This window comes from Streptomyces sp. NPDC046977 (genome assembly GCF_040644455.1).
GTDB lineage: Bacteria > Actinomycetota > Actinomycetes > Streptomycetales > Streptomycetaceae > Actinacidiphila.
This window is the reverse complement of sequence record NZ_JBEYWO010000001.1, coordinates 1-25,561: the sequence shown is the minus strand read 5'-3', so window position 1 is coordinate 25,561 and position 25,561 is coordinate 1. Positions and strand designations below refer to the sequence as shown.

The window sequence follows — 25,561 nt, the reverse complement described above, 5'->3', positions numbered from 1 at the left end:
GGCCCACGCGGAGGTCATCCGGAGCGGTCGGCCGCGATCGCCTTGTGGTGCCGGATGACCTCTTCGACGATGAACTTGAGGAACTTCTCCGCGAAGGCCGGGTCGAGGTGCGCCTCCTCGGCCATCTGCCGCAGCCGCGCGATCTGCTCGGCCTCGCGCCGCGGGTCGGCGGGCGGCATGTGGTGGGCGGCCTTCAACTCGCCCACCTGCTGCGTCGCCTTGAAGCGCTCCGCGAGCAGGTGGACCAGGGCCGCGTCCAGGTTGTCGATACTGCCGCGCAGGTGGCGCAGGCGCTCCAGCGCCGCCGCGTCGTCCGCGTGTCCTTCGTCCATCCGCCCAGCCTATCCAGCGCCGCGGTGATCAGTCGGTACGCCCCGTCGCGGCGACCGTGACACCCAGGCCGATCATGGCCAGGCCGCCCGCGCCGCCGACCATCGACAGCCGGCGCGGCGAGCGCGCGAACCAGGAGCGGGCCGCGGACGCCACCAGGCCCATGGTGCTGTCGGAGGCCAGGGCGATGACGTTGAAGACCAGGCCGAGCAGCAGCATCTGCACGGTGACGTGCCCGGCGGCGCGGTCCACGAACTGCGGAAGGACGGCGGCGTAGAAGACCATCGTCTTGGGGTTGGACACCCCGACGACGAAGCCCTCGGCCAGCGTGCGCAGCGCGCCGCGCGCCGCCCCCGCCTCCGCGGCGGCCATGCTGAGCGCCTTGCGGTGCCGCAGTGCCTTGGCCCCCAGGTACACCAGGTACGCGGCGCCGGCGAGCTTCAGCGCGGCGAACAGCAGCGCCGAGCGCTCCACCACCGGGCCGACGCCGAACGCGACGGCCAGGACGAGGACGTAGGAGCCCAGGGTGTTGCCGGCCACGGAGGTCAGCGCGACGCGGCGGCCGTGCGCCAGCGCGCGGCCGATGACGAACAGCACGCTGGGGCCGGGGATGAGCACCAGCACCAGCGATACCAGGGCGAAGGCCGCCAGTCGGTCGAAGGTCACCATGGCGGGAGGGTAATCGGGTATATCTTCCGGCGCACTGGATTATCGGCGGGGCTGAAAGGCGGGACGGACATGGGTGAGCCGCAGGGCAAGGAGCTGGAGGCGGTTCGGGCGCGGCGGGAGGAGCTGCGCGCGGCCTATCTGCGCGAGCCCGGCAAGCGGCCGGAGACGACGGCGGCGGGGGTGCACCACGTGGCGTTCATCTGCCGCGACGTCGAGGAGACCATCCGCTTCTACCAGGAGTTCCTGGGCTTCCCGCTGGTGGAACTGGTCGAGAACCGCGACTACGCGGGTTCCAGCCACTTCTTCTTCGACATCGGTCACGGGAACCTGCTGGGCTTCTTCGACTTCCCCGGCCACGAGCACCCCGAACAGCACGAGACCATCGGCGGTCTGCAGCACATGGCGCTGTCGGTGACGGCGGAGCAGTTCGACGCGGCGAAGCAGCGCCTGGACGCGGCGGGCACCGAGTACCTCGGGCCGGACCGGGGCGTGGACAACAGCCTGTACATCCGCGACCCCAACGGCCTCAACCTGGAGCTGTACCGGGAGCGGCTCGGCTACTTCGAGGGCAACGCGCTGTTCTGATCCACGAGGGCGGTCCCGCGGGCCGTTCCGGTCCCGCGGGGCGCCGCGCTCAGTCCTTGTCGGCGCGGTGGTGGTAGGAGGTGCGGGTCTGCTCGGTGTGGCCGCGCATGACCTCGCTCGCCCGCGCGGCGTCGCGCGCGGCGATGGCGTCGATCAGCTCGCGGTGCTCGATCCAGGACTGCATGCCGCGCTGCCGGGCGACCGGGGTGTAGTACCAGCGCACCCGCCGGTCGACCTGCCGGGAGAGTTCGGCGAGGACCGCGTTGCCGGCCAGCTCCATCACGTAGGCGTGCAGGGCGGCGTTCGCCGCGACGACGGCGTCGACGTCGTCCGCCGCGACCGCGGCCTCGCCCGTCCTGCACAGCTCGTCCAGCCGCTCCAGGCCCTCGGTGCCGGCGTTGGCGGCGGCCAGGCGCGCGGCCTCGGTCTCCAGCAGCGCGCGGACGACGAGCAGCTGGTCGGCCTCCTCCTCGGTGGGCTCGTGGACGAACGCACCCTGGGCCGGGCGCAGATCCACCCACCCCTCGGTGTTCAGCCGCTGCAGGGCCTCGCGCACGGGCTGGCGGGACACCCCGAGGTGGCCGGCGAGTTCGGTCTCCACCAGATGCTGGCCAGGGCTCAGCGCCCGGGTGATGATGAGTTCGAGCAGTGCCTCGTACACCCGCTCGCGCAGGGGTCCTGGACGCTCCAGTTTGGGCACGGATCCCTGTGACAGCCCAGTGGACAGCATCTCGGCCCCCAACCTTTCCGGGGATGATTGGCTTTCGTCTACAGTCTACCGGGGGTGGGACCCGCTGAGGACACCGCCCCGGCGCGTGACCCTCTTCACACCTGGGACGCGGGCCTTCCCCTATGCGGCGCCGGTGAGTTGGGCGGTCTTGACCATCACCAGCGCCACCAGCACGGCCAGCGTAGCGACCGCGCCCACCACTTGGACGAGGGTCCGGTGACGGGCGGGGGCACAGGCGATGACCAGGCCGAACAGGCCGCCCGTGAGCAGGCCGCCGAGATGGCCCTGCCAGGACGTGATGGCCGCCGAGATCACCATCCACACCAGCAGCATCACGATCAGCTGGTTGCCGCCGAGGGGGTCGTAGCGCAGCCGCCGGCTCAGGACCCAGTACGCGGCGCCCAGCCCGAAGACGGCCCCGGAGGCCCCGAGCGCGGGCGTGTACGGGGCGAGCACGTACGTGGCGACACCGCCGCCGAGGGCGGCGAGCAGGTAGAGCCCCAGGTAGCGGACGCGTCCGAGCTGGCCCTCGACGACCCGGCCGATGTTCCAGAGCGCGGCCATGTTGAACAGGATGTGGGTGATCCCGAAGTGCCCCTCGGTCGGGGCGAGATGGAGGAAGGACGAGGTGATCAGCCGGTACCACTCGCCGTGCGCGACGCCGATCTCCCGGAAGCCCGGGGGGACCGGCCCGCCGCGGTGGACGTAGCTGTTCCCGTCGGGACCGAGCAGGCCCGACCCGAGGGCGTCCAGCCGGACGACGATGTCCGGGCGCATCAACTCGGCCACGTACAGGGCGACGTTCAGCGCGATCAGCGCGTACGTCACCGTGGGCACGTCCGAGGTCGCGATCCTGCCGCCGAAGGCCGTACGGGCCTCGCGGACACCGCGGTTGCCCTCGCGGACGCACTCCGGGCACTGGTGGCCGACGGACGCCTCACGCATGCAGTCCGGGCAGATGAAGCGGTCGCAGCGCGTGCAGCGGACGTGCGACTCGCGGTTGGTGTGGCGGTAGCAGGTGGTGACCGGGGGCTGGGTCCCCTGATCGGCGTCCGTGGTGCTCACGATTGACAGCCCCTGTCGGCGTACGGCGCAGCGGATTCGCACGGTTGTACCCAGTTGCGGTACCGCGCGTCAAACCATGGCCGCGAGGCTGTTCCGCGCTCCGCGACCGGCCAATACAGTGATCCCGTGACGAGCGACGTATCCGCCGCCGAGCAGCCGGAGTTGGTCCTGCGAGGGGGCGGTGTGACCGCCCGCTTCGACGGGGACGACGTGCACGTGAGCGAAGGGCACGAGCGGCGCCGCATCCCGGTCGCCGCGATCGAGGAGGTCCGTGCGGCCGGTCCGCAGGGCAGCACCGCGGAGATCGTCCTCACCACCGCGGGCGGGCCCGCGACCGTGCACTCCGTCACGCACCACAACTCCCGTGCCGTGACGGCGTTCGCCGCGGCCGTCAACGCCGCGGTCCCGCCGCGCGACGCCCACGAACCCCGGGAGGACGGCACGGCCCTGGTGGAGGTGACCTCCACCAAGTCCCGTCCCGCCCGCGGCGACGCGAAGCCCGCCGAGGAGGCGACCGCGGGCGAGGCCGCCGGGGGGATCGTGCTCCTGCTCCTGGCGCTGGGCTGGCTGACGGGTCTGATCTGGCTGCTCGTCGACGGCGAGGGAGGACAGGCGCTCCGCTGGGGCCTCGGTTTCCTGCCTTTTCTGATCGGCGGCGGCGCGTTGTACGGGTTCGTCTCGGAACTGGACAAGGGCTTGGCCCTGCGTCGGCGCGGCATCACGGTGGTCGCCGTGTTCGACCGCAAGGAGGAGCCCGCGGACAGCGAGCAGTCGGCGGTGACGGTCTACCGCTTCACCGACCTCAAAGGAGTCGTGCACGACTACCGGGGCTCCGGCCGCAAGGTCGAGGGGGACGCGCGGCGCGTGGAGATCACGTACGACCCGGACCACCCCGACGTGGTCTCCGGCACCGGCTGGTACGCCCGGCTGACCGGCATCACCGCGCTGGGCCTGCTCACCCTCGCCCTGCTCGCCGGCGCCCTCTACCTGACCGTCGGCAGCGTCGTGGACGTGTTCTGACCCCCGCGCCCCCGCGCACGCGGCACTTGACCACCTCGCTGAATGTTGTAGACAATCTACGAGCACCTGCGGCGCGCGCCACCGCGCCCGCGCGTGGCAACCTCTGTACCAAGGGCCGAACCGGCCGCCCGCACGGACAGAACCGGGACTGATCGACATGGGACGGGTCACCGAACGGCGCCGCGTACTGCGGATCAGGGACGGCGCCATCGACCACCGGGCGGACACCCTGGTCGCCGAGGAGCCGCTGGAGATACGGCTGAACGGCAAGCCGCTCGCCATCACGATGCGCACACCGGGCGACGACTTCGCCCTGGCCGCCGGATTCCTCGTCAGCGAGGGCGTGCTCGGCAGCGCCGAGGAACTCGCGAACATCGTCTACTGCGCGGGCGCGACCGTCGACGGGTCGAACACGTACAACATCGTCGACGTGCGGCTCGCGCCCGGCGTCCCCGTCCCCGACATCACCCTGGAGCGGAACGTCTACACGACGTCCTCCTGCGGCCTGTGCGGCAAGGCCAGCCTCGACGCGGTCCGCACCACCGCGCGCTGGCCCATCGCCGACGCCTCCCCCCTGCGACTGGAACCGGCCCTGCTGTCCGCCCTCCCCGACCGGCTGCGCGCGGCCCAGCAGGTCTTCGACCGGACCGGCGGACTGCATGCCGCCGCGCTCTTCACGGCCGACGGCGAACTGCTCGACGTCCGCGAGGACGTCGGCCGCCACAACGCCGTCGACAAGATCGTGGGACGGGCGCTCCAGCAGGGCCTGCTCCCGCTCGCCGGGAAGATCCTGATGGTCTCCGGCCGCGCCTCCTTCGAGCTCGCCCAGAAGGCGGTCATGGCCGGCATCCCCGTCCTGGCCGCCGTCTCCGCCCCGTCCTCCCTCGCCGTCGACCTGGCCGCCGAGTCGGGCCTCACCCTCGTCGGCTTCCTCCGCGGCACCTCCATGAACGTCTACGCGGGCGAGGAGCGGATCGCCCTGCCCGCGCCGGTGGCCGGCCGGGGCTGATTCCGCCGGTCCGCCGGGGGTAGACAGCGTCTACCACGCGGTGGACACTGTCCACCATGCCCGCTGTGCCCGCCATGCCCGCCACGGCCACCGACCCCCGCGCCCGGCTGCTCGGCGCCGCGCTCGCCGTCCTCGACGAGGACGGCGTCGAGGGGCTGACCCTGCGGGCCATCGCCCGCAGGGCCGAGGTGTCGCACGGCGCCCCGCTCAAGCACTTCCCGCACCGCGCGGCACTCCTGTCGGCCGTGGCGACGGCCGGGTTCCGGGAGCTCAACGCCTCGGCGGAGGCCGCGGTGCGGGACTGCCCCGAAGGGGCCTCGGCGACGGCGCGGCTGCGGGCCGGCGCCCGCGGGTACGTGGCCTACGCACTGGAGCGGCCCGCCATGTTCGCGCTGATGTTCCGGCACGACCTGCTCGACCCCCAGGACAAGGAACTGAGCCGGGTGAGCCTGTCGGCCTTCGACGACCGGCTGCTCGTGCTCGTACGCGCCGCCCAGGCGGACGGCTGGCACCCCGAGGCCGACTCCCGCGCGCTCACCGGGGCCCTGTGGTCGGGACTGCACGGCCTGGTGCAACTCTGGCTGTGGGGCTCCCTTGCCCTGGCGACCGGCGCGCCGTCCGCAGACGCGGCGCTGGACGCCCTGTTCACCTCGTACGACCTCAAGGAACGCCGACGATGACCGAGACCTACGGCTTCGACCGCGAGACCGCCCTGACCCCCCGCCCGGACGACCCCTCGCTCCGGGACGGCGAGCTCCACGAAGGCTGGCGGATCGGCATGGGCATCAACGGCGGCCTGCTGCTGGCCCTGGCCGGGCGGGCGCTCGCCGCCGAACTCGGCGGGGACGACCGCGGGCACCGCGACCCGTTCTCGATCAGCGCGTACTACCTGTCGGCCTCGCGCCCCGGCCCGGTCACCGTCCGCACCGAGACGCTGCGCCGCGGCCGCACCGTCTCCACCGGGACGGCGTCGGTCGTGCAGGACGGCCAGGAGCGGCTGCGCGCCATCGCCACCTACGGCGACCTGGACGGCCACGACCACGCGGGTGACGTACGGACCTCCGCCACGCCCCCGCAGATGCCGCCGCCGGAGCGGTGCGCCGGTACCGACCTGGCGCCGCCCGACTTCCTGAAGATCGCGCCCATGCTGGACCGCATCGAGCTGCGGCTGGACCCGGACACCGTCGGCTGGGCGGTCGGGGCCCCCTCCGGACGCGGTCTGATCCAGGGCTGGCTGCGGCTGCCCGACGGACGTGAGCCGGATCCGCTGATGCTGCTGCTGGCCGTCGACACACTCCCCCCGGCCAGCTTCGACCTGGGCGTCGGCGGCTGGGCCCCCACCCTGGAACTGACCGCCCACGTCCGGGCCCGCCCCGCGCCGGGCTGGCTGCGGCTCAAGCACTCCACGCGCAACTTCGCCGACGGCTACATGGAGGAGGACGCCGAGGTCTGGGACTCGGCCGGCCGTCTCGTGGCGCAGTCGCGGCAACTGGCGCGGGTGCGGCTGCCGGAGGACGCATAGGCCCCCAGCTACCGCTGGGAGGTGCCCCCACCCAGCTACCGCCCGGAGGTGCCCCCACCCCAGCTACCGCCCGGACGTGCCCCCACCCCAGCTACCGCGCCCTGACGCGCCCGCGCCGGGGGCACCGCGTCAGTGCAGTTGCTGACGCCAGTCCTCGGGCACCCTGCCGTGCGGGCCCGGGGAGGGCTGGGACTCCGGGCGGGAGGTCGGCGGGGGCAGGGCGGGCCCCTCGTAGTACTCCTCCGTGTCGACGTTCCAGAACCAGTCCTCACCGGGCTCGAAGCTGGTGATGAACGGGTGTCCCGCCTCCCGGGCGTGCCGCGTGGCGTGCTGGGAGGGCGAGGAGTCGCAGCAGCCGATCCGCCCGCACTCGGCGCAGCGCCGCAGATGCAGCCACCAGCCCGGCCCCTGGCCCGCGCCGCAGTCGGCGCAGCCCTCGCCGCTCGGCTTGGCCGTGGGGTCGATGCCCGGGATCGTACGGTCGTCCGCCATGGTGGACCCGCCTCCTTCGCGCGCGATCATGTCCTCCCCGCATGCTAGCCATCCCGCCGCTCCCGCACCGCTCGAAGCGGCAGGCCCGCCGGCGGCGCGGGCGACGCGGGGGCCCGGTGGCATCCCCGCCGGACCCGCTGCCACCACCGGGCCGGGGGAACTGTCCTGGCAAACAGGCAACTCATGGCATTCAAGGGCTTTTTCGGTCTATGCCTTGCCTTGTCCTCCACGTCGCCTTCACACTTGTCCTCTCAGCGAGGCACCAAAGGGCACAAACCGGCCTCGTTGACGGGGGGACAATACTGTGCGTCACACCACGCTGCCGGAAAATCTCGGCGACCGACTGCGGGCCGCGGCCGCGCTGCCCGCCCTGGCCGTCCACCGGTCCGGGCTGCTGGGCCTCGCCGCCGCCGTCGACCGGCAGGCGGGCCGGACACCCCCGAGAGGGGGCAGGCGGAGCGGCGACCCCGGGCCCGTGCTGGAGGCGGACGCCGAAACCTGGGCCCAGCTCGATCTGCTCACGCTGTTCGGCCGCCCCGACACGTACCGCGTGCCGGGTCCGTCGGCGGGCGAGGCGCGGGTGCGTTCCGTCCTGGGCCTGCTCCCCTCCCTGCTGGTCTTCCTGCCCCTGGTGGTCACCTGGTACGGGCTGAGCCGGGCGACCCACGCCTACCAGGAACTGCGTGCCACCGGCGAAGGACGGCGCATCGCCGACGGCCGCACCTTCCTCGACCTGTGGCAGGACGGCTTCGCGGGCCATCTCAGCGGGGCCTTCACCTTCGGCGCGCAGGTGTGGTGGACACTGGCGTCCCTCGGCCTCCTCGTCGTGGTGACCCTCGCCTCCGGCCTGCTGCGCCGCGGCCAGGAGGAAACCGCGGAGGCGGCTGTACGGGAAGCCGCCGACCGGCTGCTGCCGCTGCTCACGGAAACCCAACTCCACCTGCTGCCAGTGCGCTTGGAGACACCCGCCCGGTTCGCCGCCGAGCTGAGCGGCGCCGCCGCCCGGCTCACCACCCTGCTGGAGGCGGCGAACCGCACCCACGCCGAGAGCCGCAAGGTCACCGACACCACGGTCGCGCTGCTGCGCACCGCACAGCAGGACATCGAGAAGCTCTCCTCGGCGGCCGGCGCGCTCGACGTCGCCGCGGCGCGGCTGGACCGTTCGGGCGACCGCATGGCCGCCACGACCGAACGCACCACCGTGGCCGCCGAGGCGATGGGCCGGCTGGTCACGGAGGACATCGAACGGGCGCGCACGGAACTGGCCGCGGCGGCGGGCGCGACGGCCGACGACATCCGGCGGGCGTCGGAGACCTCGGCGCAGCGTGTCGCGACGCTGGGCGACGAGGCGGTCCGCACGGTCGCCGTCCTGTCCGACGCGGCCACGCAGCGCATGGCGGACATCGGGGGCCAGGTCGAGAAGGCGCTCGAAGTGACCGCGCAGCAGGGCCGGCAGCTGGTCGGCAACGCCTCGGCCCAGGCGGGCGCCTCGCTCACCCGGCTGCTGGACGAAGTACGGGTCGCCGCGGCCGCGCTCGACCGCTCCAGCAGCCGGCTCGGCGCGGCCGGGGGCGGGCTGTCGGAGTGGCTGGAGTACACGCTCGGCGAGGGCGCCGACCGCATCGCCCGCACCTATGAACTCGCCATCGCCACCGCGGCGGTGGAACTCAGCAGACGGTTCCACGAGGCCGGCGGCGGCGTGGAGAGCGCCCTGGCCGCCCTGACCGAGGCGGTCGGCCGGCTCGACGGCACGGTCGGCGCCCTCCGGGTGCCGGACGGCGACACCGTCCGCGACCGGGTGCCGGACGGCGACGTGGGCGCCGAGGTGCCCGCGCCCGGCCACCCGGCGGACGCGCTGCGGCGATCTCCCGCCGACGCCGCGCCCGCGGACCGGCAGCCGTCGGACGACTCCCTGGTCCCCGACGGCGGTCAACCGCCCCTGCGGGGCGGCACGGTGCTGCTGCGCCGCTCCCCCGGCCACGCGGCGCGGGACGACGGAACGGACGGCGCGGCATGAGAGGCCCCGGGGTGACGCACCTGGCCGGCTGGCTCTTCGCCGACCTGCTGCTCGTCCTCGTGCTGATCGTGCTGGGCGGCCAGACCGTCCACACCGTCCAGGACGCGGCACCCGCACCGGCCGCGCGGGCCTCCGCCGCGCCCTCGGCCACACCGTCCACCACGCCGTCCGCTGCGGCGCCCAGGATCGGCATGGACCCGGTCAGCAAGCGCCTGAAACTGCTCGTCAGCCAGGACGTGGCGGACGACCTGCGCGGCTCCGGCAGCGCCCGGGAGGCGGCGCGGCGCCGGATCAACAAGGAGGTGGACCGGGTTCTGGCCGGCGAGAAACGGCGCGGCGCGATGATCTTCGTCTGGGGCTCGGACGGCGGGTGCGCCGGATGCGCGGCCGACTCCGACCGCAGCTCCCGCTACGCCGACGCGGCGGCCGAGGCGATACTGCGGGGCCACCACCGGCTGCTCCCCCGCGACGCCGCCTTCTACCGCGGCTACATCGACCTGAGCGGCGGCTCCGGTGCCCTGCGCATGGAGGTCTTCTTCTACAACGCCTGAGCGCCGGCCCGGAGCCGGCGCCTCCCCCGCCCACCAGCCACCGCCGGACCCCTCGCGCGGGACACCGGCGCCGAGCACGACCGTTGAGGAGAACGCAGGTGACATGGGACGACCCCGCACAGGCGCTGCGATTCGTCCGGGAGGTCCGTCAGGCCGTCGAGGACTGGCCGGACATCCCCGACGACGCCGTGGACGACTTCGCCGACGCCGGACAGCACACGAACGAGTTGGAGGCCGTGGCCACCACCCCGGTGACGATCGGTGTGGTGGGTGAGTTCACCGCCGGCAAGTCCAGTGTGGTCGGCGCGATCCTGGGCAAGCCCGACCTCCTGCCGGTCGCGCGCCGCGCCGCCACGGCGCAGGTCACCGCGCTGCGGCTGCGTCCCGGCCCGGACGGCGTCCCCACGGCGCTGGGCCCCGACGCCACCGTGGAACTGCTCGGCCCGGCCGAACTCGCGGCCTGCCTGACGCACATGGCCGAGAAGCTGGCGGACGACCTCAAGCGGTCCAAGCCCGCCGTCGACCGCCGTCCCCTGCAGGAGTTCCTCGCGGCCCTCGCCGGCTCCGGGACCCCCGCGTCCGCGAACCCGTCCGAGCTGCCCGCCTGGCGGGATCCGCGCACCTGGCAGCGGTTCGACGCATGGGCCCGCGGCGCGCTGTGGGCCGGTCCGGAGGACAACGAGCAGATACGCGGCCACGTCAGGGAACTGCACGCGCTGAGCGACGCCGTGCTGAGCACCGAGCCTTCGCTGTTCGGCACCACCCACACCCTGCCGGCCCAGGAGGCGCTGAAACTGGCCGACATGGGACGCCCCGGGACACCCGGGGCCCCCTATCCCGGCCGCTCCCCCGCACGGGAACGGCTGGACGCCGCGGTGCTGGCCCGCCTTCTGCGGCCGGACCCCGAGGGCCGGCACGAGGCCGACCGGCGCAGGCTCGTCCCGCCCCTCATCCGCAGGATCAACCTCGACGTCGCCGTCCGCCCCGGCACCTGGGCGCCCGTCGAGTCCGGCGACGGCGGGGCGGTGCTGCTGGACTTCCCCGGCCTGGGTGCGGCCGGCCGGCGGGACGACTACCTGTGCCAGTCGCAGCTGAAGAACGTCGAGACCATCCTGGTGGTGGCACGCGGCGACCTCATGGGCTCCGACCTGGCCGCGAGCTTCTACGGGATGATGGAGACCCAGCGGCCCGACCAGGCGGCGCTGCGCGACTCCATCCTCGTCGCCTTCAACAAGTGGGACTGCGCGGACGTCCCGGAGCTGCCCGACGGCGTCGCCGCGACGGGTGAGACCGTCACCGAGCACTCCGACGACCTGTACTCCCTGCGCACCGACGCGGCCAAGCTGCTGTTCCAGCGGCGCGACCGGATGCAGCCGTTCTCCGTGTTCACCGCGCTGACCACCGAGGGCACCGGACTCGACTGCACCCTGCGGGACCTGGCCTCGCCCAGCGAGGAGGAGATCGCCGCCCTCGGCAGGAAGCGCCTGGCGTGGGGGCGGCTCGCCGGGCGCATCGCCGCCGCAGATCCCGGCCACCACTGGGTGGACCAGCTGGGCGAGTACGCCCGTGACGGCGGGCTGCTCGCGCTGCGCGGGCTGCTGGCGCGCCACATCGAGGAGCACGGGGCCCGGCTCAAGCGGCAGACCATCAAGGAGCAGTTCCTGCGCACCCACCGGGCCTGGCGCACCGTGGACGTGCGGGCCGGCGCGCGGGGCGTGGCCGCGGGCAGCCCGGAACACGCCCGGATCATCCAGCGGTTCGAGCAGTTGCGCACCGCGGCGGAACGGCTGATGACCGGCCTGCACGAGCTGCGCAACCCGGCCAAGGCCCGGCGGGACGGCGGCGCTTCGGTGCTGGCCCGGCTGGAGGAGCGCGCGGTCGCCCAGGTCTTCACCTGGCCGCTGTGGGGCGAGCTGTACGCGACCCTCCAGGACGGCGTGGTCGCCAAGGCCCCCAGGACGGACCCGGAGGACGTCCCGGAATGGGTCTACGCCCTGCCGGAGGAGGAACGGCACGAGTTCCTGGACAACCTCAGGGGCCGCACCCAAGAGCGCCAGGCGGACACCACCGCCGCCTTCCACGAGCAGTACGAGAAGACCGTGCGCTCGCTGTACGACGACGCGTTCGAGCAGCTGACGCTGTGGGCGGCGGCATGGGCCGCGGAACAGGACGAGGCGTTCGGCGAGTCGGTCGCGTGGCTCGCCGAGGAGGAGACCGCCGTACGGCTGGAGAGCCTGTTCGCCGAGCTGCCGGACCGGGCCACGACCCCGTCGTTCCGGGTGACCCAGTTGAAGGTGCTGGCCCGTACCTCGGCGCTCGCCTCGGCCGCCGAACGCGGCGCCCGGAAGCGGGCCGAGGCGCGGACCGAGGCACCCGTCGGCGGTTTCCCGCAGCTCCAGGACCACGTCCTGCCGTGGAGCCACGAGTACCGGGACGACCCCTCCCCCGAGCGGCGGAACGCGGAGAGCAGCCAGTACGCCGTCGCCCTGTTCCGCGACCGGCTGGTCGCTTCGGTGTACGAGCAGACGGCGGCGGCGTTCGCGGACATGCTCGCGGCGGCGCTGGCCCAGATGATCGGCATGGTCCAGGAGAACGCGAAGGCCGTGCCCGACTCGCTCCAGGTGGCACAGATGATCAGCGCGGCCGCCCGGGGCGGCGCGAAGGACGAGGAGCAGGACCACGGCGCCCGGCAGTCGCTCCGTGCCGTCCTGCGCCGTTGGGAGGCGCAGAAGTGAGCATCCTGCAGATCACGTTCGAACCGGTGCCCGGTCTCAACGGCATCGACCAGGCGTTCACCAGCGTCGAGCAGGAGGGCCGCTACCCCCTGCCCGCGGTGGCGCTGGACTCGGTCAACGCCATGCTGGGCTACCCGCAGGACCTGACGGTGGTGCAGACCGGCGGCGGGCCCGTGCCGTTGCGCCAGTGGCTGGAGAACAACTGGGTCTGCGGGGCCTTCACGGGCAAGCACCCGGTCTACGGGCGTCAGGTGGTGATCCCGGCCTTCAGCATCCCCGCGGAGGTGGTGCGTCCGGCCGGCACGCCCCCGGGCGACATACGGGTCACCGTCAGCTGGAAGCTGGCGTTCCGTGATGAGAAGAGCGCTCCCGGCGAGGACTTCGCCTCCGTGGAGCTGACCTTCAGCACCGAGGACGGGCCGCCCGCCGCGGCACCCCTGCTGGACGGCATCCCGCGGCACGTGGGGGACCGTCCGGTCTTCGTGCACTTCGCCGCGGTGGACTTCGGCAACACCAGTTCGACGGCGACGCTCTACAACGGCGAGGAGAACACGACCTGGCGGATCGACCCCGACCAGGGCCGCGCCCTCGCGGTCGAACTCGCCGCCACGCTGCGCCCGGACGCCCGCCCGGCCCCCGTGACCGCCGCCCCGCACAGGACACCGCCCGACTGGCCGAAGTCGGCGGACGAGATCGCGGCGGTGGTCCTGTCCGACCGGCCGCAGGACGAACGCACCTGCGCCCACCTGGTCGATCTGCTCACCGTCGGCGGTGAGGGCCCCGACCGCCGGCTGATCGAGCGCACGGCCCAGGAACTGGAACGGCTGGCCCGCACCGCGGACCACGGCGACTGGCTGGTGCCCCGCCTGTTCCGGGCCTACAACCGGGCCTTCCGCGTGCCGCCCCTGAAGCGGCTCGGCCTGGAGCGGATCAACTTCGGGGAGACCACCGACACTTACGAGGTGCCCAGCGCGCTGAACGTCAGGAACGGCGCCCTGCACCTTTCCGACCAGCACTCCGGGTCGCTGCGCGGACTCAAGCGGATGCTGCGGCGCCCGGCGCAGGTCCCCGTGCCGCGGCTCGGCGACGGAGTGGCCCACCACTCCGACGACCTGGTCGCCCTGGCCTTCGTCCGGCTGATCGAGGCCGCCGAGACCAGGACCCGGCACCCGCAGACCCAGGAGGCCCGGCACCTCACCGAGATCGTCGTCACCTATCCGACGACCACGGCGCCGGACGTGCAGCGGAGGCTGGAGAACCTGCTGCAGTCGAAGGCCGGCCTGAGCCAGGTCTACGTCGGCTACGACGAAGGGGTCGCCGCCGGACTGTTCTTCGTGCTGCGGGACTTCTCCGGGAACACCGGTTCCGGCGTGGAGGCGCTGCGCGCCGCGGCCCGTCCGGTGCCCGGGGCGGCGTGGCCGACCTGGCAGCAGACCATGCTCGTCGTCGACATCGGCGGCGGCACCACCGACATCGCCCTGCTCGGCCTCACCCTCACCGACTACAGCGGTGAGTTGACCGACGAGGAGGCCAGGACGCGCGGACGCCGCTACGAGCTGCGCCCGGAGGTGCTGGGCTCCACCGGCCACCCCGACCTCGGCGGCGACTACCTCACCCTGAGGGTGTACTACCTGCTCAAGGCCACACTCATCGACCGTCTGGTGCGGCAGGCGTACGAGGCCCAGGAGGCGGGCGGCGCCCAGGGATCCGAGACCTACCGGCAGTTGCTGGACCTGATCCCCGAGTCGCTGCTGACCGGCTCCGCGGGCGGCCCGCCGAGCCTGGCCACGGCCGTGCTCTCCCATCTCTCCGGCTCCGAACTGCCCAAGAAACTCGCCCCGGAGACCGTCAGGTCGGCGCTGGCCAATGTGCTGCCGACCGGGTGGGAGCGGGGCGACACCCGGGAGAATCCGGTCTTCCACGCCCTGTGGTCGGCGGCGGAGGACGCCAAGATCCACCTGGGCAGGGAGGGCGCCGACTCCTGGCGCGCGCTGCGCCCCGACGTCATCAAGTGGCTCTCCGGGCTGACCGGCGACGGCTCGGGCCCCGATGTCCTGGACCTGGTCGAGCAGATCGAGGACCCGGAGGTGCTGACCCTGGGCAAGGCGCACTTCGACCGGCTCGCCGGGCCCGTCTTCCGGGAGGCGGCCACCATCGCGGTGGAGCTCGTCCAGAGCCGTTTCGCGCTCGACGACTCCCTCACGCTGGACCGCATCATCCTCTCCGGGCGCAGCACCTCCATGCCGGTCGCCCGGGAGTCCGTCGCCGACGAGATCGCGCCGCGCAGTCTCCCCGACGACAAGCCGCTGTTCCGCAATCCGGCCGCCATCGAGGTGGAGGCGCCGTTCGCCAAGCAGGCCACCTCGATCGGCGCGGCCTGGGCGCACGCCCGCAGCCGTGCCGCCAGGCACCAATGGGCCGAGGGGACCGGCGGGGCGCCGCGGACGAGTTCGGTGGACATCGTGGTGGGCGACATCTGCCCGACCCTGCCGTGCGACTTCAGCCTCGTGGACGCCAACAACGACCTGGAGAAGGTCTTCACGGTCGGCACCCCGTACCAGTCGCTCGCGGGCGAACGGCTCGCCGTGCGCTCGGACTGGCGCGCCCCGAGCCGGGTGCTCGACCTGCACCGGCCGCTCAACGGGCGGGTCAGCATGAGCTGGGGCTCCTTCTCGGTGCTGCGCACCGCGCTGGCCGAGGACGTCCAGCTGGACGAGGACCTGTGGTGGGGCCGGCTGTCGGAGGGCGTCAAGCCCGGCATCCGCATGCAACTGGAGATCGACGAACGCCTCGAACCCTGCATCCACTTCTGCCACGGCCGCCGGGCGCACCTCGTGGTCGGCCCGGCGGACGGCCGGGGCACCGGTCTCGGCGGCACGCGGCACGCGGCCTTCGACGTCGACGGCCACCTCACCGCGCTGCTCGGCACCGTCCGGCTGCACGGGGTCAACCGGCAGGGCGAGCGGACCGAGTCCGTCGAGCTCGTCCGGCCCTGGCAGGACGACGGCGCGCCGCTCGCGGAGCGGCTGCCCGAGACCTTCCACACCGACCACGACCCGGCCGCCTCGGCCGAGGCGCTGCCGGGGCTGCTGGTCCCGTTCGCGCCGCTCGCCGGCTCCGGCGAGTACGTGATCGAGGTGGTGGACGGGGACGGGCGGGCCCACACGCTCGGCAACGTGCCCGTCCCGGCGGGCCGCCGGTCCGGCACCGAGCACTTCCTCGGCCTCGACAGCCGCGGGCGGCTGCGGGTCCACGGCGGCCGGCCCCCGTACCTGACGTTCAAGACCATCCGCGCGATGCAGGAGCACCCCGGGGCGGTCTACACCGCGCCGATGCGCCAGGACCTGGAGAGCCTGTACCCCGACTGGAACCCCTTCAGTGGCGAGCACTGAACCGCTGTCGCGAGCGGACGCCGCACGCGCGGCCGAGCCAAGGAAGGCGGTCCGTATGCCGGACGACACCGCAGAAGCCGTACGCCGGGCGGCCGAGGGCCTCGCGGGCGCCCTGACCGCGCTGGAGCACGAGGAGGACGAGAAGAACGCGCTGACGTGGCTGCACAGCGCCACCACGAGCCTGCACGCGCTCTGCGGGGGCACGGACCCGGCGGAACACGCCCGCCGCATCGCCCTGATGACGCTCGTCCGGCACCTGGACGACCTGCAGCTGGCGGTGCTGGCGTTCCAGCACCGCAGGGCGACCGGGCCCGGGGAACCACCGCCCGCGCCGGCGGTGGCGAAGACCCCGGCGGCGGCGACACCCCAGGACCCGGCACCGCGGCGGCCACCGGCACGGACCGCCTCCCGCACCGCGGCGGCCTCCCCGCCGGACGGCCACGAGGCCGAGCTGCGGAGGCTGACCGAGACCTGGTGGCCCGAGACCCCCGGGGGGAAGGGGCGTCCCGCCCGGTTCCACCCGGAGCTCCCGGGCCTCCAGACGAAGGTGGCGAAGGAGCGCCTCCGCACCCCCGGCACGCCGGAGGCGCTGGCGCGGGGACTGCGCCTGGACACGCTGCGGGTGAACCCCCACGACGACGCCTCGCCCCTGCTGGACCTGGAGAAGGTGCTCGGCGCCCGCTCCCCGGGGGACGCGCTGCTGCCCGGCTGGGACGACGTGCTGGAGGCGGTCGGCATCCCGGGCACCCGGCAGGCGGCGGACGACGGCCTGCCGTCGCTGTGGCGCGAACTGGTCGGCCTGCTGGCGCCCTCCGGCGATCCGCAGGACGCGTCGCCGCCGCACACGGAGAACCCCGGCGAGGCCGCGGCGCTGGGCCGGCTGGTCGCCGGCGCGGTGCAGCTCGTCGCCGTCGTCGACGAGAGCACGCGCTCCGGATGCGGCGGCCTGGCGCTCATCGACCAGCCGGCGGGGGACCAAGGGGTCCGGCACCTCGACCGGTTGCGGGTCGCCGGCTGGAAGACCCATCTGCACCGGTGCCTGCGCACGCTGCGCCGGCAGTCGTCGAGCCGCGCCGCGGGCCCCGACCGGGAGGCCCATGTGGCGACCCTGATCCAGCTCGACGAGATCCTCGCGCAGATCGTGCCGGACCCTGTCCCGCCTCGTGACAGCTGGTGGGAGAGGCGGCGGCGCGAGGCCGTCGAACAGGTGGGGATCCTGTTGAAGGGCGAAGGTGCCGAGCAGCGCGGCGGCTTCGCCAACTACCAGACCAAGGAGAACCTGGACAGCCTCGTCCAGGACTCGATCACGGTGTACGGGCGGGGCGACACCGCCGAGGTCCTGTGGTGGGTCCGGCTGCCGTACGTGATCACCCGTCAGGGCGAGGCCGTGCTGCGGCCGGGACGGGTGATCTGGACCCCGCGCGGGCACGGCTGACGTGCCCGCGCCGCCGCCCCGGCACCTGCCGGAACCCCCGCCGCCGTCCTGGGCCGCCGACGTGGCCCGGGTCCTCGGCGCCACCCCGACCGGGGAGCGGGCCGGCCTCAGACCGGCGCTCGCCGGGGACGTCGGACGCGATCCGGCCTCCGCGGACGCGGTGGCCCACCGGATCGCCCTGGTGCGCGCGGCACCGCTGCCCGCCGGGTTCCGCGCGGTGCTGGGCGCCGCTCTCGACGCGGCGACCGCGGGCGGCCGGGAAGGACCCGGACCGCTCGTCCGCCACGAACTGCTGGACGCCGCGGTCGGACCCGCGGCGCCGGACAGGGAGGACCGCGCGGCCGAGCGCGTCGTACGGCAGGCGCACGGCGCGCTGGTGGCGGTGGAGTACGGGGAACTGGAACCGGCCGCGCGCGGTGCGGCGTCCGGCACACGGCTCGGGGCCCGGCTCCGGGCCCTGCGCCACGTCCTCCCGACGGCGGTGGCCGCCGTGGGCGCGGACCGTACGGCGGTGCTGGTCCTGGGCGCGGACACGCTCGGGGTGGGCGCGCGGCCGCGCCTGCGCGAATGGTCGGCCGCGGCGGTCCGGCGCGTGCTCGGCGAGGCGGCCGCGCCCCTCACCGTGGTGCCGGTACTGCCCGGGTACGCCGCGGCCGCCGGCACCGGGCGCGAGCAGACCGCCGCGGGCCTGACCGAGCTCGCCGACCGGGTCCTGGGACCGTGGACCGCCACGGCCGGCGGCACCGTGGCCAGGCTCTCCGCGCGGCGCTACGCCGCCGCCCTGCGCTCGGCCCGGCAGGGGTTCGCCCGCGCGGCGGGACCGGACCGGGCCGCGAACGCGCCGGACCCCGTACGCCTGCTCGACCCTTCCTACGCGGCCGAGTTGCGCGCCCGCTTCCTCGCCGCGTCCTGCGCCCCGCTCACCGCCCTCGCGCTCCGCGCACTCCAGGAGGAACCACGGTGGAAACCCTCGTCTACGTCGTCCTGAGCGTCTCCCTCGCCGGCAACGCGCTGCTGCTGTGGGCGGTGCGACGCCGCCGTCCCGGCGCGGGCCCCGCGGAGGTGGCCGAGCGGATCGTCCGCGTCGAGGTCCCCGGCCCCGAACGCGTCGTCCAGGTCCCGGGCCCGGAACGCATGGTCAAGGTCGAGATACCGGGCCCCGAGCGGATCGTCCGCGTCGAGGTCCCCGGCCCGGAGCGGGTCGTACGGGTCGGTCCCGCCCCGGAGTTCGGCCCGGGGCCCTTCCCGCTCGCCGTGCCCGGTGCCCTCGCGCTGGGCCGGGACGGCGTCCACGACACCGTCGTCGACGGCGCCGACCTCGGGCCGCTCCACGTACGCGGCGGCTCGCTGCGGGGCGGGCGCCACCGCGCCGACCAGAGGTTCCGGCGCGACGCCTTCCTGACCCGCACGCTCCCGGAGTTCCCCCGTCCCACACTGCTGTCGGCGGTCGCCGCGGGCAACCCGCTGGGCCTGTGGTCGCGCACCGCGGCCGAGCTGCTCTGCGAGTCGCTCGGCACCCAACTCGACGCCTTCGCCAAGCCGCTGGACACCGCCCTGGCGGACGACGCGTCGCCGGAGACGGTGACCGACCTGCTGCGCACGGCACTCCGCGGCACGGCCAACAGCCTCGAACGGCTCGGCCACCGGCACCAGGCGGACACCAGGGACGTGTCGGCGGACGTCCTGGCGGTGCTCTCCCCGCTCGGCGAGACCCCCGTCCGCCGCCATCTCGTCCTCGGCACCGGCACCGGCGTGGCGTTCCTGCTGCGCGACGGCGCCTGGCACCCGGTGCTGGAACTCTCCGAGTCGACCGCCTGGTCGCCGGGCCGGGCCCTGCCCGCGGGGTGCGAACTGCGCCACCGGTCCGTGCACACCCGCCCGGGCGACGTGCTGGTGCTGTGCACGGGCGCCACCGCGGAACTGATCCGCCGCCCCGACGTCGCCAAGCACCTCGCCGACGCCTGGACCGTGGGCTCCCCCGACCTCCTGGGATTCCTCCAGCAGTCCGCGTTCCGCACGGCCGCCGCCGACACCGACCGCACACTGGTGTGCCTGTGGGAGACCGCCTGACGGCGGATGGCCCCCGACGGCCACGCGCTCTCGGCCTGCGTCCGAACGGCCGTGAACTCCCCCGCCCGCCACGCCTCACCGGCCGCGACCGCCGGACCGCAGCGGACAGCGAACAGGTGCAGGCCGCCCGGACCCTGCCGGACGCCGGTGTGCCCGAAGGAAGCCCTTGGCGGGCCCCGGCTCTCGACCCGCGCCGGACGGCCGTGTACTCCCCCCACCCGCAGCACGACATCGGCCGTGCGCGCCGGACCGCAGCGGACGGCGAACACGCGCAGGCCGCCCCCGTACCTTGCCGGTCGCCGGTGCGCCCGCGGGGAAGCCTTGGCAACCCGGCAGCACCGCGTCAACGGCCTCGCAAGCGCAACGTCGGCCGCCGCCCCTGGCGGCGCGGTGGCCGCAGGCCCGGACCGCTGGGGCGAAGAGACACCGGTGTGCCGGCGGGGAAGCCCCCTGACGACCCGGCAACGGCGCGTCGACGGCCGCGCAGACGCAACGCCGGCTCGCCCGCGTCATCCCTCGACGGCGGCCCGCCAACAGCCGGGACCCTCCCCCCACCAAACCGAGGAACGCGGCCCACGGCTCCACGGCCGCCGTGACGGCCGGAGCGGAGCGGACGGTTGACAGGTGGAGGCCGTCCGGGCCCCGCGGAGGGCCCGCGCCGACATCCACCGGACACCGGTGTGCCTCGGGGAACCGCATGACGGCCCGGGACCGACCTGCCGTCGGCACGGCAACAGCCGTGGACTCCCCCGCCCGCAGGGCGATCGGTTCCACGGCCGGACCGCAGCGGACGGCGAACACGTGCGGGACGCCCGGACCCTGTCGGCAGCGCCGCCTCAGCGGCCCCGCAACCGCAGCGTCGGCTCGCCCGCGTGGTCGCCCGACGGCGGACCGACGACGGCCGTGAACTCCTCCGCCCGCACGACGAGATCGGCCCCCTCCACATCGAAGGACGGCTCGAACGGTTCCGCGGCCGTGGCGGCCGGACCGTAGCGGACGGCGAACAGGTGGAGGCCGTCCGGGCCCTGCGGTACGGCGGGGGCCTCGAGCGCGGTGGTCGCGGTGATGTGGCGCCAGCCCTCGTCGGGGTTGCCGAAGCCGCGGGGGTCGGCGGCGAGGCGGAAGGCGGCCTGCTCCTGGGTGAGGCCGATCGTGGTGGGGCTGTTGAAGTACGCGGTGCCGTCCGTGCCGGGGAAGTCCGGTGTGGTGAGCCGGAGTCCGGCCGCCCCGACGACCGCCATGCCGCCGAGGACGAGCGCGCCGTCGGTGGTGTGCCGCAGGCCCTTCACCGCGAAGTCCACGCCCGCGGCGTGCCGGAGTTTGGCGAGGCGGTCGCCGTGCGCGGTGGCGTACGGGAGGCCGGCCAGCAGGTAGGGCGCGCCGGGGCGGCGGTCGACGGCGACGACGAGCCACAGGCGCCCGCCGTCGGTGACGTACAGGGACCGGGTGTGGACCAGGTCCCCGACCCTGGTGACCACGGGCTTGGTGACCAGTTTCGCCGTGAGGCCGGGCGCGGCGGCCGCGTCCCGTACGCGGACCCGGCCGAACGGCCGGGTGAGCAGGAAGCCGTCCTCGGCGGGGCCGATGCCGTGCTGACGGCTCACGGCCGCGGGCAGCAGCACCGTGCGTCCCGCCTCGACGACGGCCGGCGTGAGGCGGTCGTCGAAGGAGACGCTGACGCCGTCGCGGCGCAACTGGTGCCGCACGGCGCCCTCGCGCGGGGCGCGGTGCCAGCCCGGCGGGTCCTGGGTCTGCCAGACCAGCATGAAGGCGAAGTGCCCGTCGAGCGCGCCGTCGGGTCCGGCGGCGTGCCGCGCCCAGCGGGTGTCACCGAGGTAGCGGCCGAGGTCGGCGTGGACACGGCGGCTGAAGTACCGCAGGCCCAGGACGGCTTCGAAGCCGCAGTGCTGCTCGCTGTAGCGGGGGCCGCCGACGTCGTAGCCGCCGGAGGAGAGGCGGGCGTCGATGTAGCGGGCGATCTCGTCGCCGTCCGTGGCGAAGACCTCCTCGCCGCTGACGCGGTGGGCCTGCGCGAGGAAGGAAAGCGAGATCGGGCCGTAGTTGTTGTCGTACGCGCCGCCGTGCTCCGCGGGCAGCAGCGCGCCCCGGTCGGGAAGGCGGCGGGCGCGCACCTGTCGTTCGTACAGCTCCATGGCGGTGGCGCGTACGGCCGCACCGGGCGCCGCGGGCAGGTGGCGGGCGAGCATGAGGCCGGCGACGACGCAGCCGATGGCCTGGTTGGTGGCGTCCTGGGGATTGAAGAAGGTGATCTCGGTGAGCCGGCGCCAGTAGCCGCGGGCCAGTTCGGTGAGGGCGGCGCGCTGGGCGGCGCCGAGCAGCCCGTCGGCGGCGTCCAGGATGTTGACGGCCTGGAGCAGCGCCCACACGGTGCTGGGCCAGTCCCCGAGGGGGTGCTCGCCGTCGCCGAGGGAGTAACGGGCGTACGGCACACCGGAGTCGCGGACCCGCAGGTTGGGGTAGCCCGGGTTGTCGTGCACGTAGACGCGTTCGCGCAGGTGGAACGCGAGGCTTCGCCGGACCGGCTCGGCGAGGTGCTCCAGGGCGCCGCCGGAGCGCCGGAAGGCGAGCGCCAGCAGCGAGGTGACGCCCAGTGAGGTGTCGCCGACGTCGAGCACGCAGCCGGGGCGTTCCAGGTTGCCGTCCTCGGTGACGCGCTCCAGCGCCTCCTCGGCGACGCGCGCGAGCACGGTGTCGTAGGCCTCCGGCGCGTCCGGCAGATCGTGGAGGGCGCCGCGCTGGTAGGTGAGGTACACCGGGTCGGTCCCGGGTGCTGCTGCCACGGTGGTCCCGGCCCTTCGTTCCGTTGGTGACGGCCCCGGGGACAGCGTAGGCCCCGTCCGGGCGATGGGAGGGGTGTCAGCCGTCCCCGTCCGGCATGGCGTCCAGGGCCCGTCCCAGGCGGTCCAGCCACTGCGCGGCGGTGCCGCCGACCCGGGGGTGGGCGGCGCGGAAGGCGTCCCAGTCGACGGAGTGCGGCGCGACCCGCACGAGACGCGGCTCCGCGGCGGGGTGGCCCGGCTCCCGGCGCGTCACTTGGCGCAGCAGGCGCGGGGAGAGGGCGATGCCGGGCGTTTCGGCGAGGAGGACCGCGTCGTAGAGGTCCTTGCCCTGCGCGCGGCCCTCCGCCGCGGCGTCGGCCTGGAGCCACAACAGCTTCCAGGCGAGGGAGAGTTCGCGGCTCGCGGTGCGCACCACCGCCGGGGCGCCGCCGTCGCCGCGCGGCACGGCGGTCAGCACCGGGGCCTCGGGCATCCGTTCGTCGCGGGCGAAGTCGAGGCGCACCTCGCCCGGGGGCAGTCCGTCGGCGTGCCAGGGGATGACCAGGCGCACGCCGGGCGTGTCGTAGTCCGTGTACGTCCAGTTGCCGTCGTGGCGGGCGCCGTTCGCGTCGAGCCGCACGCCGGGGGCGGCTTCGGGGCGCCGCCGCACCAGTTCCAGCAGTTCGCCGGGCGGGCCGTCGGAGGGGTCGGGTTCCGGATCGGTGATCCAGCGCAGCCCTTCGGGCGGGACGCGGACTAGCAGTCCGCCCGTACCGAACTCCTCGTCCGCCCACATCTCGGGGCCGGCGGCGCCGTCGGCCGCCTCGGGCCACTGCTGGACGATCGCCAACTCGTCGACGTACGGGTGGGGGTGGAGCGGATCGACCGGCACGGCCAAGGAGGGCGGCACGATCCAGTCGAGGTCGGCCGGCTCGCGGGCGGCGGCGCCGACCCAGGCGGGCATGACCATACTGCCGCGCAGCACGAGCAGGTCGCCGAGCGGGGACCGGGCGACCAGGCCGAGCAGATGGTCGAGTACGGCCCGGTGCACGGCGGCCGCGGGGTCGCGTTCCTCGCGGGCGTTCACCGGCCGGGCTCCCCGCCGGTGCGGCGTGCCGTCCGCCGCGCGGCTACCACGTGGGCCGGACCGGGCCGTTCGGGGCGACGCGGTGCAGGTCCTCGGCGAGGGCGCGCAGGCGGTCGCGGCCGAGGATGCCGGTCCACGGGCGGACGGCGTCGGCGGCGGCGGCCTCGGCGGCGCGGGTGCAGTCGTGGCCCCGGCCGGTGAGGACGACGAGCCGGGCGCGTGCGTCGTCGGGGTGCGGGCGGCGTTCGGCGTAGCCCTTGGCGACGAGTTCGTCGACGAGCTGACCGGCGGCCTGGCGGGTCACGCCGAGATGCGCGGCGAGTTCGGTGACGGTGGCGCCGCCCGCGGCCATGCGGGCGAAGGCGAAGCCGTGGGCGGGGCGCAGGTCGGTGTAGCCGCGGGCGACGACGCCTTCGTGGATTGCGGCGGTCAGCGCGCCCGCCGCCGCGAGCAGGTTGACGCCCAGGGCCGTGGCCAGGGCCTCCTCGTCGTTCATGGAATCACCTTGACACAGTGCGCAAGCAGCTTGAACATATGAGCAAGTCACTTGCGCAAGCTGCTTGCCTATATCGACAGGAGTCCACCATGCCCGTCGTCCGTGCCTCCGACGCCCTTGTGCACGACCTGCACGGCGTCCGCTTCGTCTCGTACGCCGCGACCGCCACCGGCAGCCGGGAGCTCTGCGCCTGGCGCGGTGAGGTGCCGCCGCGCACCGCCGGACCCGCGCACGTCATCAGCCGGGAGCAGGTCTTCCTCGTGCTCGGCGGCACGCCCCGGCTCTCCCTGGACGGCGAGCGCCACGACCTCTCCCCCGGCGACGTGGCCATCGCGCCCGCCGGATGCTCCCTGCTCCTGGAGAATCCGGCGGACGAACCCGCCGTGCTGTGGGTGACCACCAGCACCGGGCTGGAGGCGTCCCTTGCCGACGGCTCGCGCCTCAGCCCGCCGTGGGCGCGCTGAGGCGGCCGGGCCTCACTGCAGGTGCGCGGTGTCGTTCCACAGGGTGATCGCGGGGTCGCCGTACTCCCAGCCGAGGACGGAGAGGGACGCGGGCGCCAGGCTCAGCACCATGCCCCGCATCGGGTCCAGGCGCAGCCAGCGAGCGGCGAGGGTGCGCAGGAAGTGGCCGTGCGCGAAGACCACGGCGTCGCTGTCCTCGGACTTGGCCCAGGCCACGACCTCGTCGGCGCGGTTGGCGACCTGCCAGGAGGTCTCGCCGCCCACGACGCCGTCCCGCCAGATCACCCAGCCCGGCCGCTCCTCGCGGATCTCCGGCGAGGTGCGGCCCTCGTACTCCCCGTAGTCCCATTCCCGCAGCGCGTCCCAGGTCTCCGCGCGGTCGCCGAAACCGGCCAGCTCGCAGGTCTCGCGGGCGCGCTGGAGCGGGCTGGTGCGGACCCGGGCGCCCGGGAAGTCGTGCCAGGGGGCGCGGGCGAGGCGCTTGCCGAGCAGCCGCGCGGCCTCGCGCCCCTCCTCGGTCAGCGGGATGTCGGTACGGCCGGTGTGCTGGCCGCTCTTGGACCACTCGGTCTGTCCGTGCCGCACGAGCACGAGGCGCGAGGCCATCAGGAAGCCACCTCCTTGTGGACGGCTTCGATGTTGTTGCCGTCCGGATCGCTGACGAAAGCGCAGTACGCGCGGTACTCGGGCCAGTGACGCGGGGCGTGGCGCGAGGTGCCGCCGGCGGAGACCGCGGCAGCGTGGAAGGCCTCGACGGCCGCCCGGTCGGGCGCGGCGAAGGCGATGTGGGCGCCGCGGGTGGGCTGCCCGTCCGCCCGTTCGAGGGAGAGTGACGGAGTGTCGCGGTCCGGGTGCCAGTACTCGACGACCCCTTCCGCCTCGTGGCCGACGGACACGCCGAGGGCCGCCAACGCGGCCGTGTAGAAGGCGCGGCTGGCCTCGTGGTCGGCGGCGAAGACGCCGATGTGGTGCAGAAACCGTTCCGCCGAGCCCTCTGAGGTCACGGGGACAGTGTCTGCCCGTCAAGGAGCGGCTGACCGGAGCCCTGGAGGAGGTCGCGGCGCTCCCCGGGGTCGCCTCGGTCACCGGCCCGTACGGCGCCGAGGGCGCCG

At 74.5% G+C, this 25,561-nt stretch carries 23 protein-coding genes; 13 read left to right on the top strand and 10 right to left on the bottom strand.

All coding sequences use genetic code 11. The features are described from left to right. Positions 1–14: 14 nt before the first annotated feature. Positions 15–332 carry a chorismate mutase gene (locus tag ABZ883_RS00115; RefSeq protein ID WP_360898863.1) on the bottom strand — a complete coding sequence of 106 codons (318 nt, stop codon included), beginning with the start codon at positions 330–332 and terminating at the stop codon, positions 15–17. Positions 333–360: 28 nt separating this feature from the next. Beyond that, on the bottom strand, positions 361–999 hold the full coding sequence (locus ABZ883_RS00110; protein ID WP_360898860.1) for a LysE family translocator: 639 nt from the start codon (positions 997–999) through the stop codon (positions 361–363). A 69-nt stretch (positions 1,000–1,068) separates the two neighbouring features. On the opposite strand from ABZ883_RS00110, the gene ABZ883_RS00105 reads away from it, so the two are divergent. Beyond that, positions 1,069–1,584 carry a VOC family protein gene (locus tag ABZ883_RS00105; protein WP_360898857.1) on the top strand — a complete coding sequence of 172 codons (516 nt, stop codon included), beginning with the start codon at positions 1,069–1,071 and terminating at the stop codon, positions 1,582–1,584. 49 nt (positions 1,585–1,633) lie between these two features. On the opposite strand, the gene ABZ883_RS00100 is transcribed toward ABZ883_RS00105, so the two are convergent. Both ABZ883_RS00100 and ABZ883_RS00095 read right to left on the bottom strand, forming a co-directional pair. After that, entirely contained in the window at positions 1,634–2,314 is a 681-nt protein-coding gene (locus ABZ883_RS00100) for a GntR family transcriptional regulator (RefSeq protein WP_360898854.1), read from the bottom strand. 120 nt (positions 2,315–2,434) lie between these two features. Continuing rightward, positions 2,435–3,379, bottom strand: a complete 945-nt coding sequence (locus tag ABZ883_RS00095) for a rhomboid family intramembrane serine protease (protein ID WP_360898851.1) — start codon at positions 3,377–3,379, stop codon at positions 2,435–2,437. Between the two features lie 126 nt (positions 3,380–3,505). Here ABZ883_RS00095 and ABZ883_RS00090 point away from each other — a divergent pair, with 126 nt between their 5' ends. The 4 genes from ABZ883_RS00090 (at position 3,506) to ABZ883_RS00075 (ending at position 6,930) form a co-directional block, all read left to right on the top strand. Then, complete coding sequence (locus ABZ883_RS00090; RefSeq protein WP_360898848.1) at positions 3,506–4,399, top strand: hypothetical protein; 894 nt, start codon at positions 3,506–3,508, stop codon at positions 4,397–4,399. Positions 4,400–4,556: 157 nt separating this feature from the next. Beyond that, the gene (fdhD, locus tag ABZ883_RS00085) at positions 4,557–5,408 is read left to right on the top strand and encodes a formate dehydrogenase accessory sulfurtransferase FdhD (RefSeq protein ID WP_360898845.1); all 852 of its coding nucleotides are present in this window, start codon (positions 4,557–4,559) and stop codon (positions 5,406–5,408) included. A gap of 56 nt (positions 5,409–5,464) precedes the next feature. Further along, the gene (locus ABZ883_RS00080) at positions 5,465–6,088 is read left to right on the top strand and encodes a TetR/AcrR family transcriptional regulator (protein ID WP_360898842.1); all 624 of its coding nucleotides are present in this window, start codon (positions 5,465–5,467) and stop codon (positions 6,086–6,088) included. Further along, positions 6,085–6,930, top strand: coding sequence for a thioesterase family protein (locus ABZ883_RS00075; protein ID WP_360898839.1), 846 nt, complete (start codon positions 6,085–6,087; stop codon positions 6,928–6,930). The genes ABZ883_RS00080 and ABZ883_RS00075 overlap by 4 nt, the downstream gene beginning before the upstream one ends. Before the next feature lie 129 nt (positions 6,931–7,059). Here the strand turns inward: ABZ883_RS00075 and ABZ883_RS00070 are convergent, their stop codons facing one another. Continuing rightward, positions 7,060–7,422 (bottom strand): UBP-type zinc finger domain-containing protein, encoded by a 363-nt coding sequence (locus tag ABZ883_RS00070; protein WP_360898836.1) that lies wholly within the window; start codon positions 7,420–7,422, stop codon positions 7,060–7,062. A 304-nt stretch (positions 7,423–7,726) separates the two neighbouring features. Between ABZ883_RS00070 and ABZ883_RS00065 the strand changes: the two genes are divergently transcribed. The 7 genes from ABZ883_RS00065 (at position 7,727) to ABZ883_RS00035 (ending at position 19,622) form a co-directional block, all read left to right on the top strand. After that, the gene (locus tag ABZ883_RS00065) at positions 7,727–9,439 is read left to right on the top strand and encodes a hypothetical protein (RefSeq protein WP_360898833.1); all 1,713 of its coding nucleotides are present in this window, start codon (positions 7,727–7,729) and stop codon (positions 9,437–9,439) included. After that, a complete protein-coding gene (locus ABZ883_RS00060) occupies positions 9,436–9,990 on the top strand; it encodes a hypothetical protein (protein ID WP_360898830.1) in 555 nt (184 codons plus the stop codon). Before ABZ883_RS00065 ends, ABZ883_RS00060 begins: the two co-directional genes overlap by 4 nt. Before the next feature lie 98 nt (positions 9,991–10,088). Next, on the top strand, positions 10,089–12,725 hold the full coding sequence (locus ABZ883_RS00055) for a dynamin family protein (RefSeq protein WP_360898827.1): 2,637 nt from the start codon (positions 10,089–10,091) through the stop codon (positions 12,723–12,725). Beyond that, entirely contained in the window at positions 12,722–16,117 is a 3,396-nt protein-coding gene (locus ABZ883_RS00050) for a hypothetical protein (RefSeq protein WP_360898824.1), read from the top strand. The genes ABZ883_RS00055 and ABZ883_RS00050 overlap by 4 nt, the downstream gene beginning before the upstream one ends. 55 nt (positions 16,118–16,172) lie before the next feature. Continuing rightward, positions 16,173–17,552 carry a hypothetical protein gene (locus tag ABZ883_RS00045; RefSeq protein ID WP_360898821.1) on the top strand — a complete coding sequence of 460 codons (1,380 nt, stop codon included), beginning with the start codon at positions 16,173–16,175 and terminating at the stop codon, positions 17,550–17,552. A 1-nt stretch (position 17,553) separates the two neighbouring features. Then, positions 17,554–18,540: a hypothetical protein gene (locus ABZ883_RS00040; RefSeq protein WP_360898818.1), complete on the top strand. Its 987-nt coding sequence runs from the start codon at positions 17,554–17,556 to the stop codon at positions 18,538–18,540. Next, positions 18,513–19,622, top strand: coding sequence for a protein phosphatase 2C domain-containing protein (locus tag ABZ883_RS00035; RefSeq protein WP_360898815.1), 1,110 nt, complete (start codon positions 18,513–18,515; stop codon positions 19,620–19,622). Before ABZ883_RS00040 ends, ABZ883_RS00035 begins: the two co-directional genes overlap by 28 nt. A gap of 836 nt (positions 19,623–20,458) precedes the next feature. On the opposite strand, the gene ABZ883_RS00030 is transcribed toward ABZ883_RS00035, so the two are convergent. The 3 genes from ABZ883_RS00030 to ABZ883_RS00020 all read right to left on the bottom strand — a co-directional run bounded on the left by ABZ883_RS00030 (position 20,459) and on the right by ABZ883_RS00020 (position 23,985). After that, a complete protein-coding gene (locus tag ABZ883_RS00030) occupies positions 20,459–22,396 on the bottom strand; it encodes a hypothetical protein (protein ID WP_360900166.1) in 1,938 nt (645 codons plus the stop codon). A 103-nt stretch (positions 22,397–22,499) separates the two neighbouring features. Next, on the bottom strand, positions 22,500–23,489 hold the full coding sequence (locus tag ABZ883_RS00025) for a nucleotidyl transferase AbiEii/AbiGii toxin family protein (protein ID WP_360898812.1): 990 nt from the start codon (positions 23,487–23,489) through the stop codon (positions 22,500–22,502). Between the two features lie 43 nt (positions 23,490–23,532). Further along, the gene (locus tag ABZ883_RS00020) at positions 23,533–23,985 is read right to left on the bottom strand and encodes a MarR family transcriptional regulator (RefSeq protein ID WP_360898810.1); all 453 of its coding nucleotides are present in this window, start codon (positions 23,983–23,985) and stop codon (positions 23,533–23,535) included. A gap of 89 nt (positions 23,986–24,074) precedes the next feature. Between ABZ883_RS00020 and ABZ883_RS00015 the strand changes: the two genes are divergently transcribed. Beyond that, positions 24,075–24,449, top strand: coding sequence for a cupin domain-containing protein (locus ABZ883_RS00015; protein ID WP_360898807.1), 375 nt, complete (start codon positions 24,075–24,077; stop codon positions 24,447–24,449). 12 nt (positions 24,450–24,461) lie between these two features. On the opposite strand, the gene ABZ883_RS00010 is transcribed toward ABZ883_RS00015, so the two are convergent. Both ABZ883_RS00010 and ABZ883_RS00005 read right to left on the bottom strand, forming a co-directional pair. After that, the gene (locus ABZ883_RS00010; RefSeq protein WP_360898804.1) at positions 24,462–25,055 is read right to left on the bottom strand and encodes a histidine phosphatase family protein; all 594 of its coding nucleotides are present in this window, start codon (positions 25,053–25,055) and stop codon (positions 24,462–24,464) included. Continuing rightward, a complete protein-coding gene (locus ABZ883_RS00005) occupies positions 25,055–25,453 on the bottom strand; it encodes a VOC family protein (RefSeq protein WP_360898801.1) in 399 nt (132 codons plus the stop codon). The genes ABZ883_RS00010 and ABZ883_RS00005 overlap by 1 nt, the downstream gene beginning before the upstream one ends. Positions 25,454–25,561: the final 108 nt, after the last annotated feature.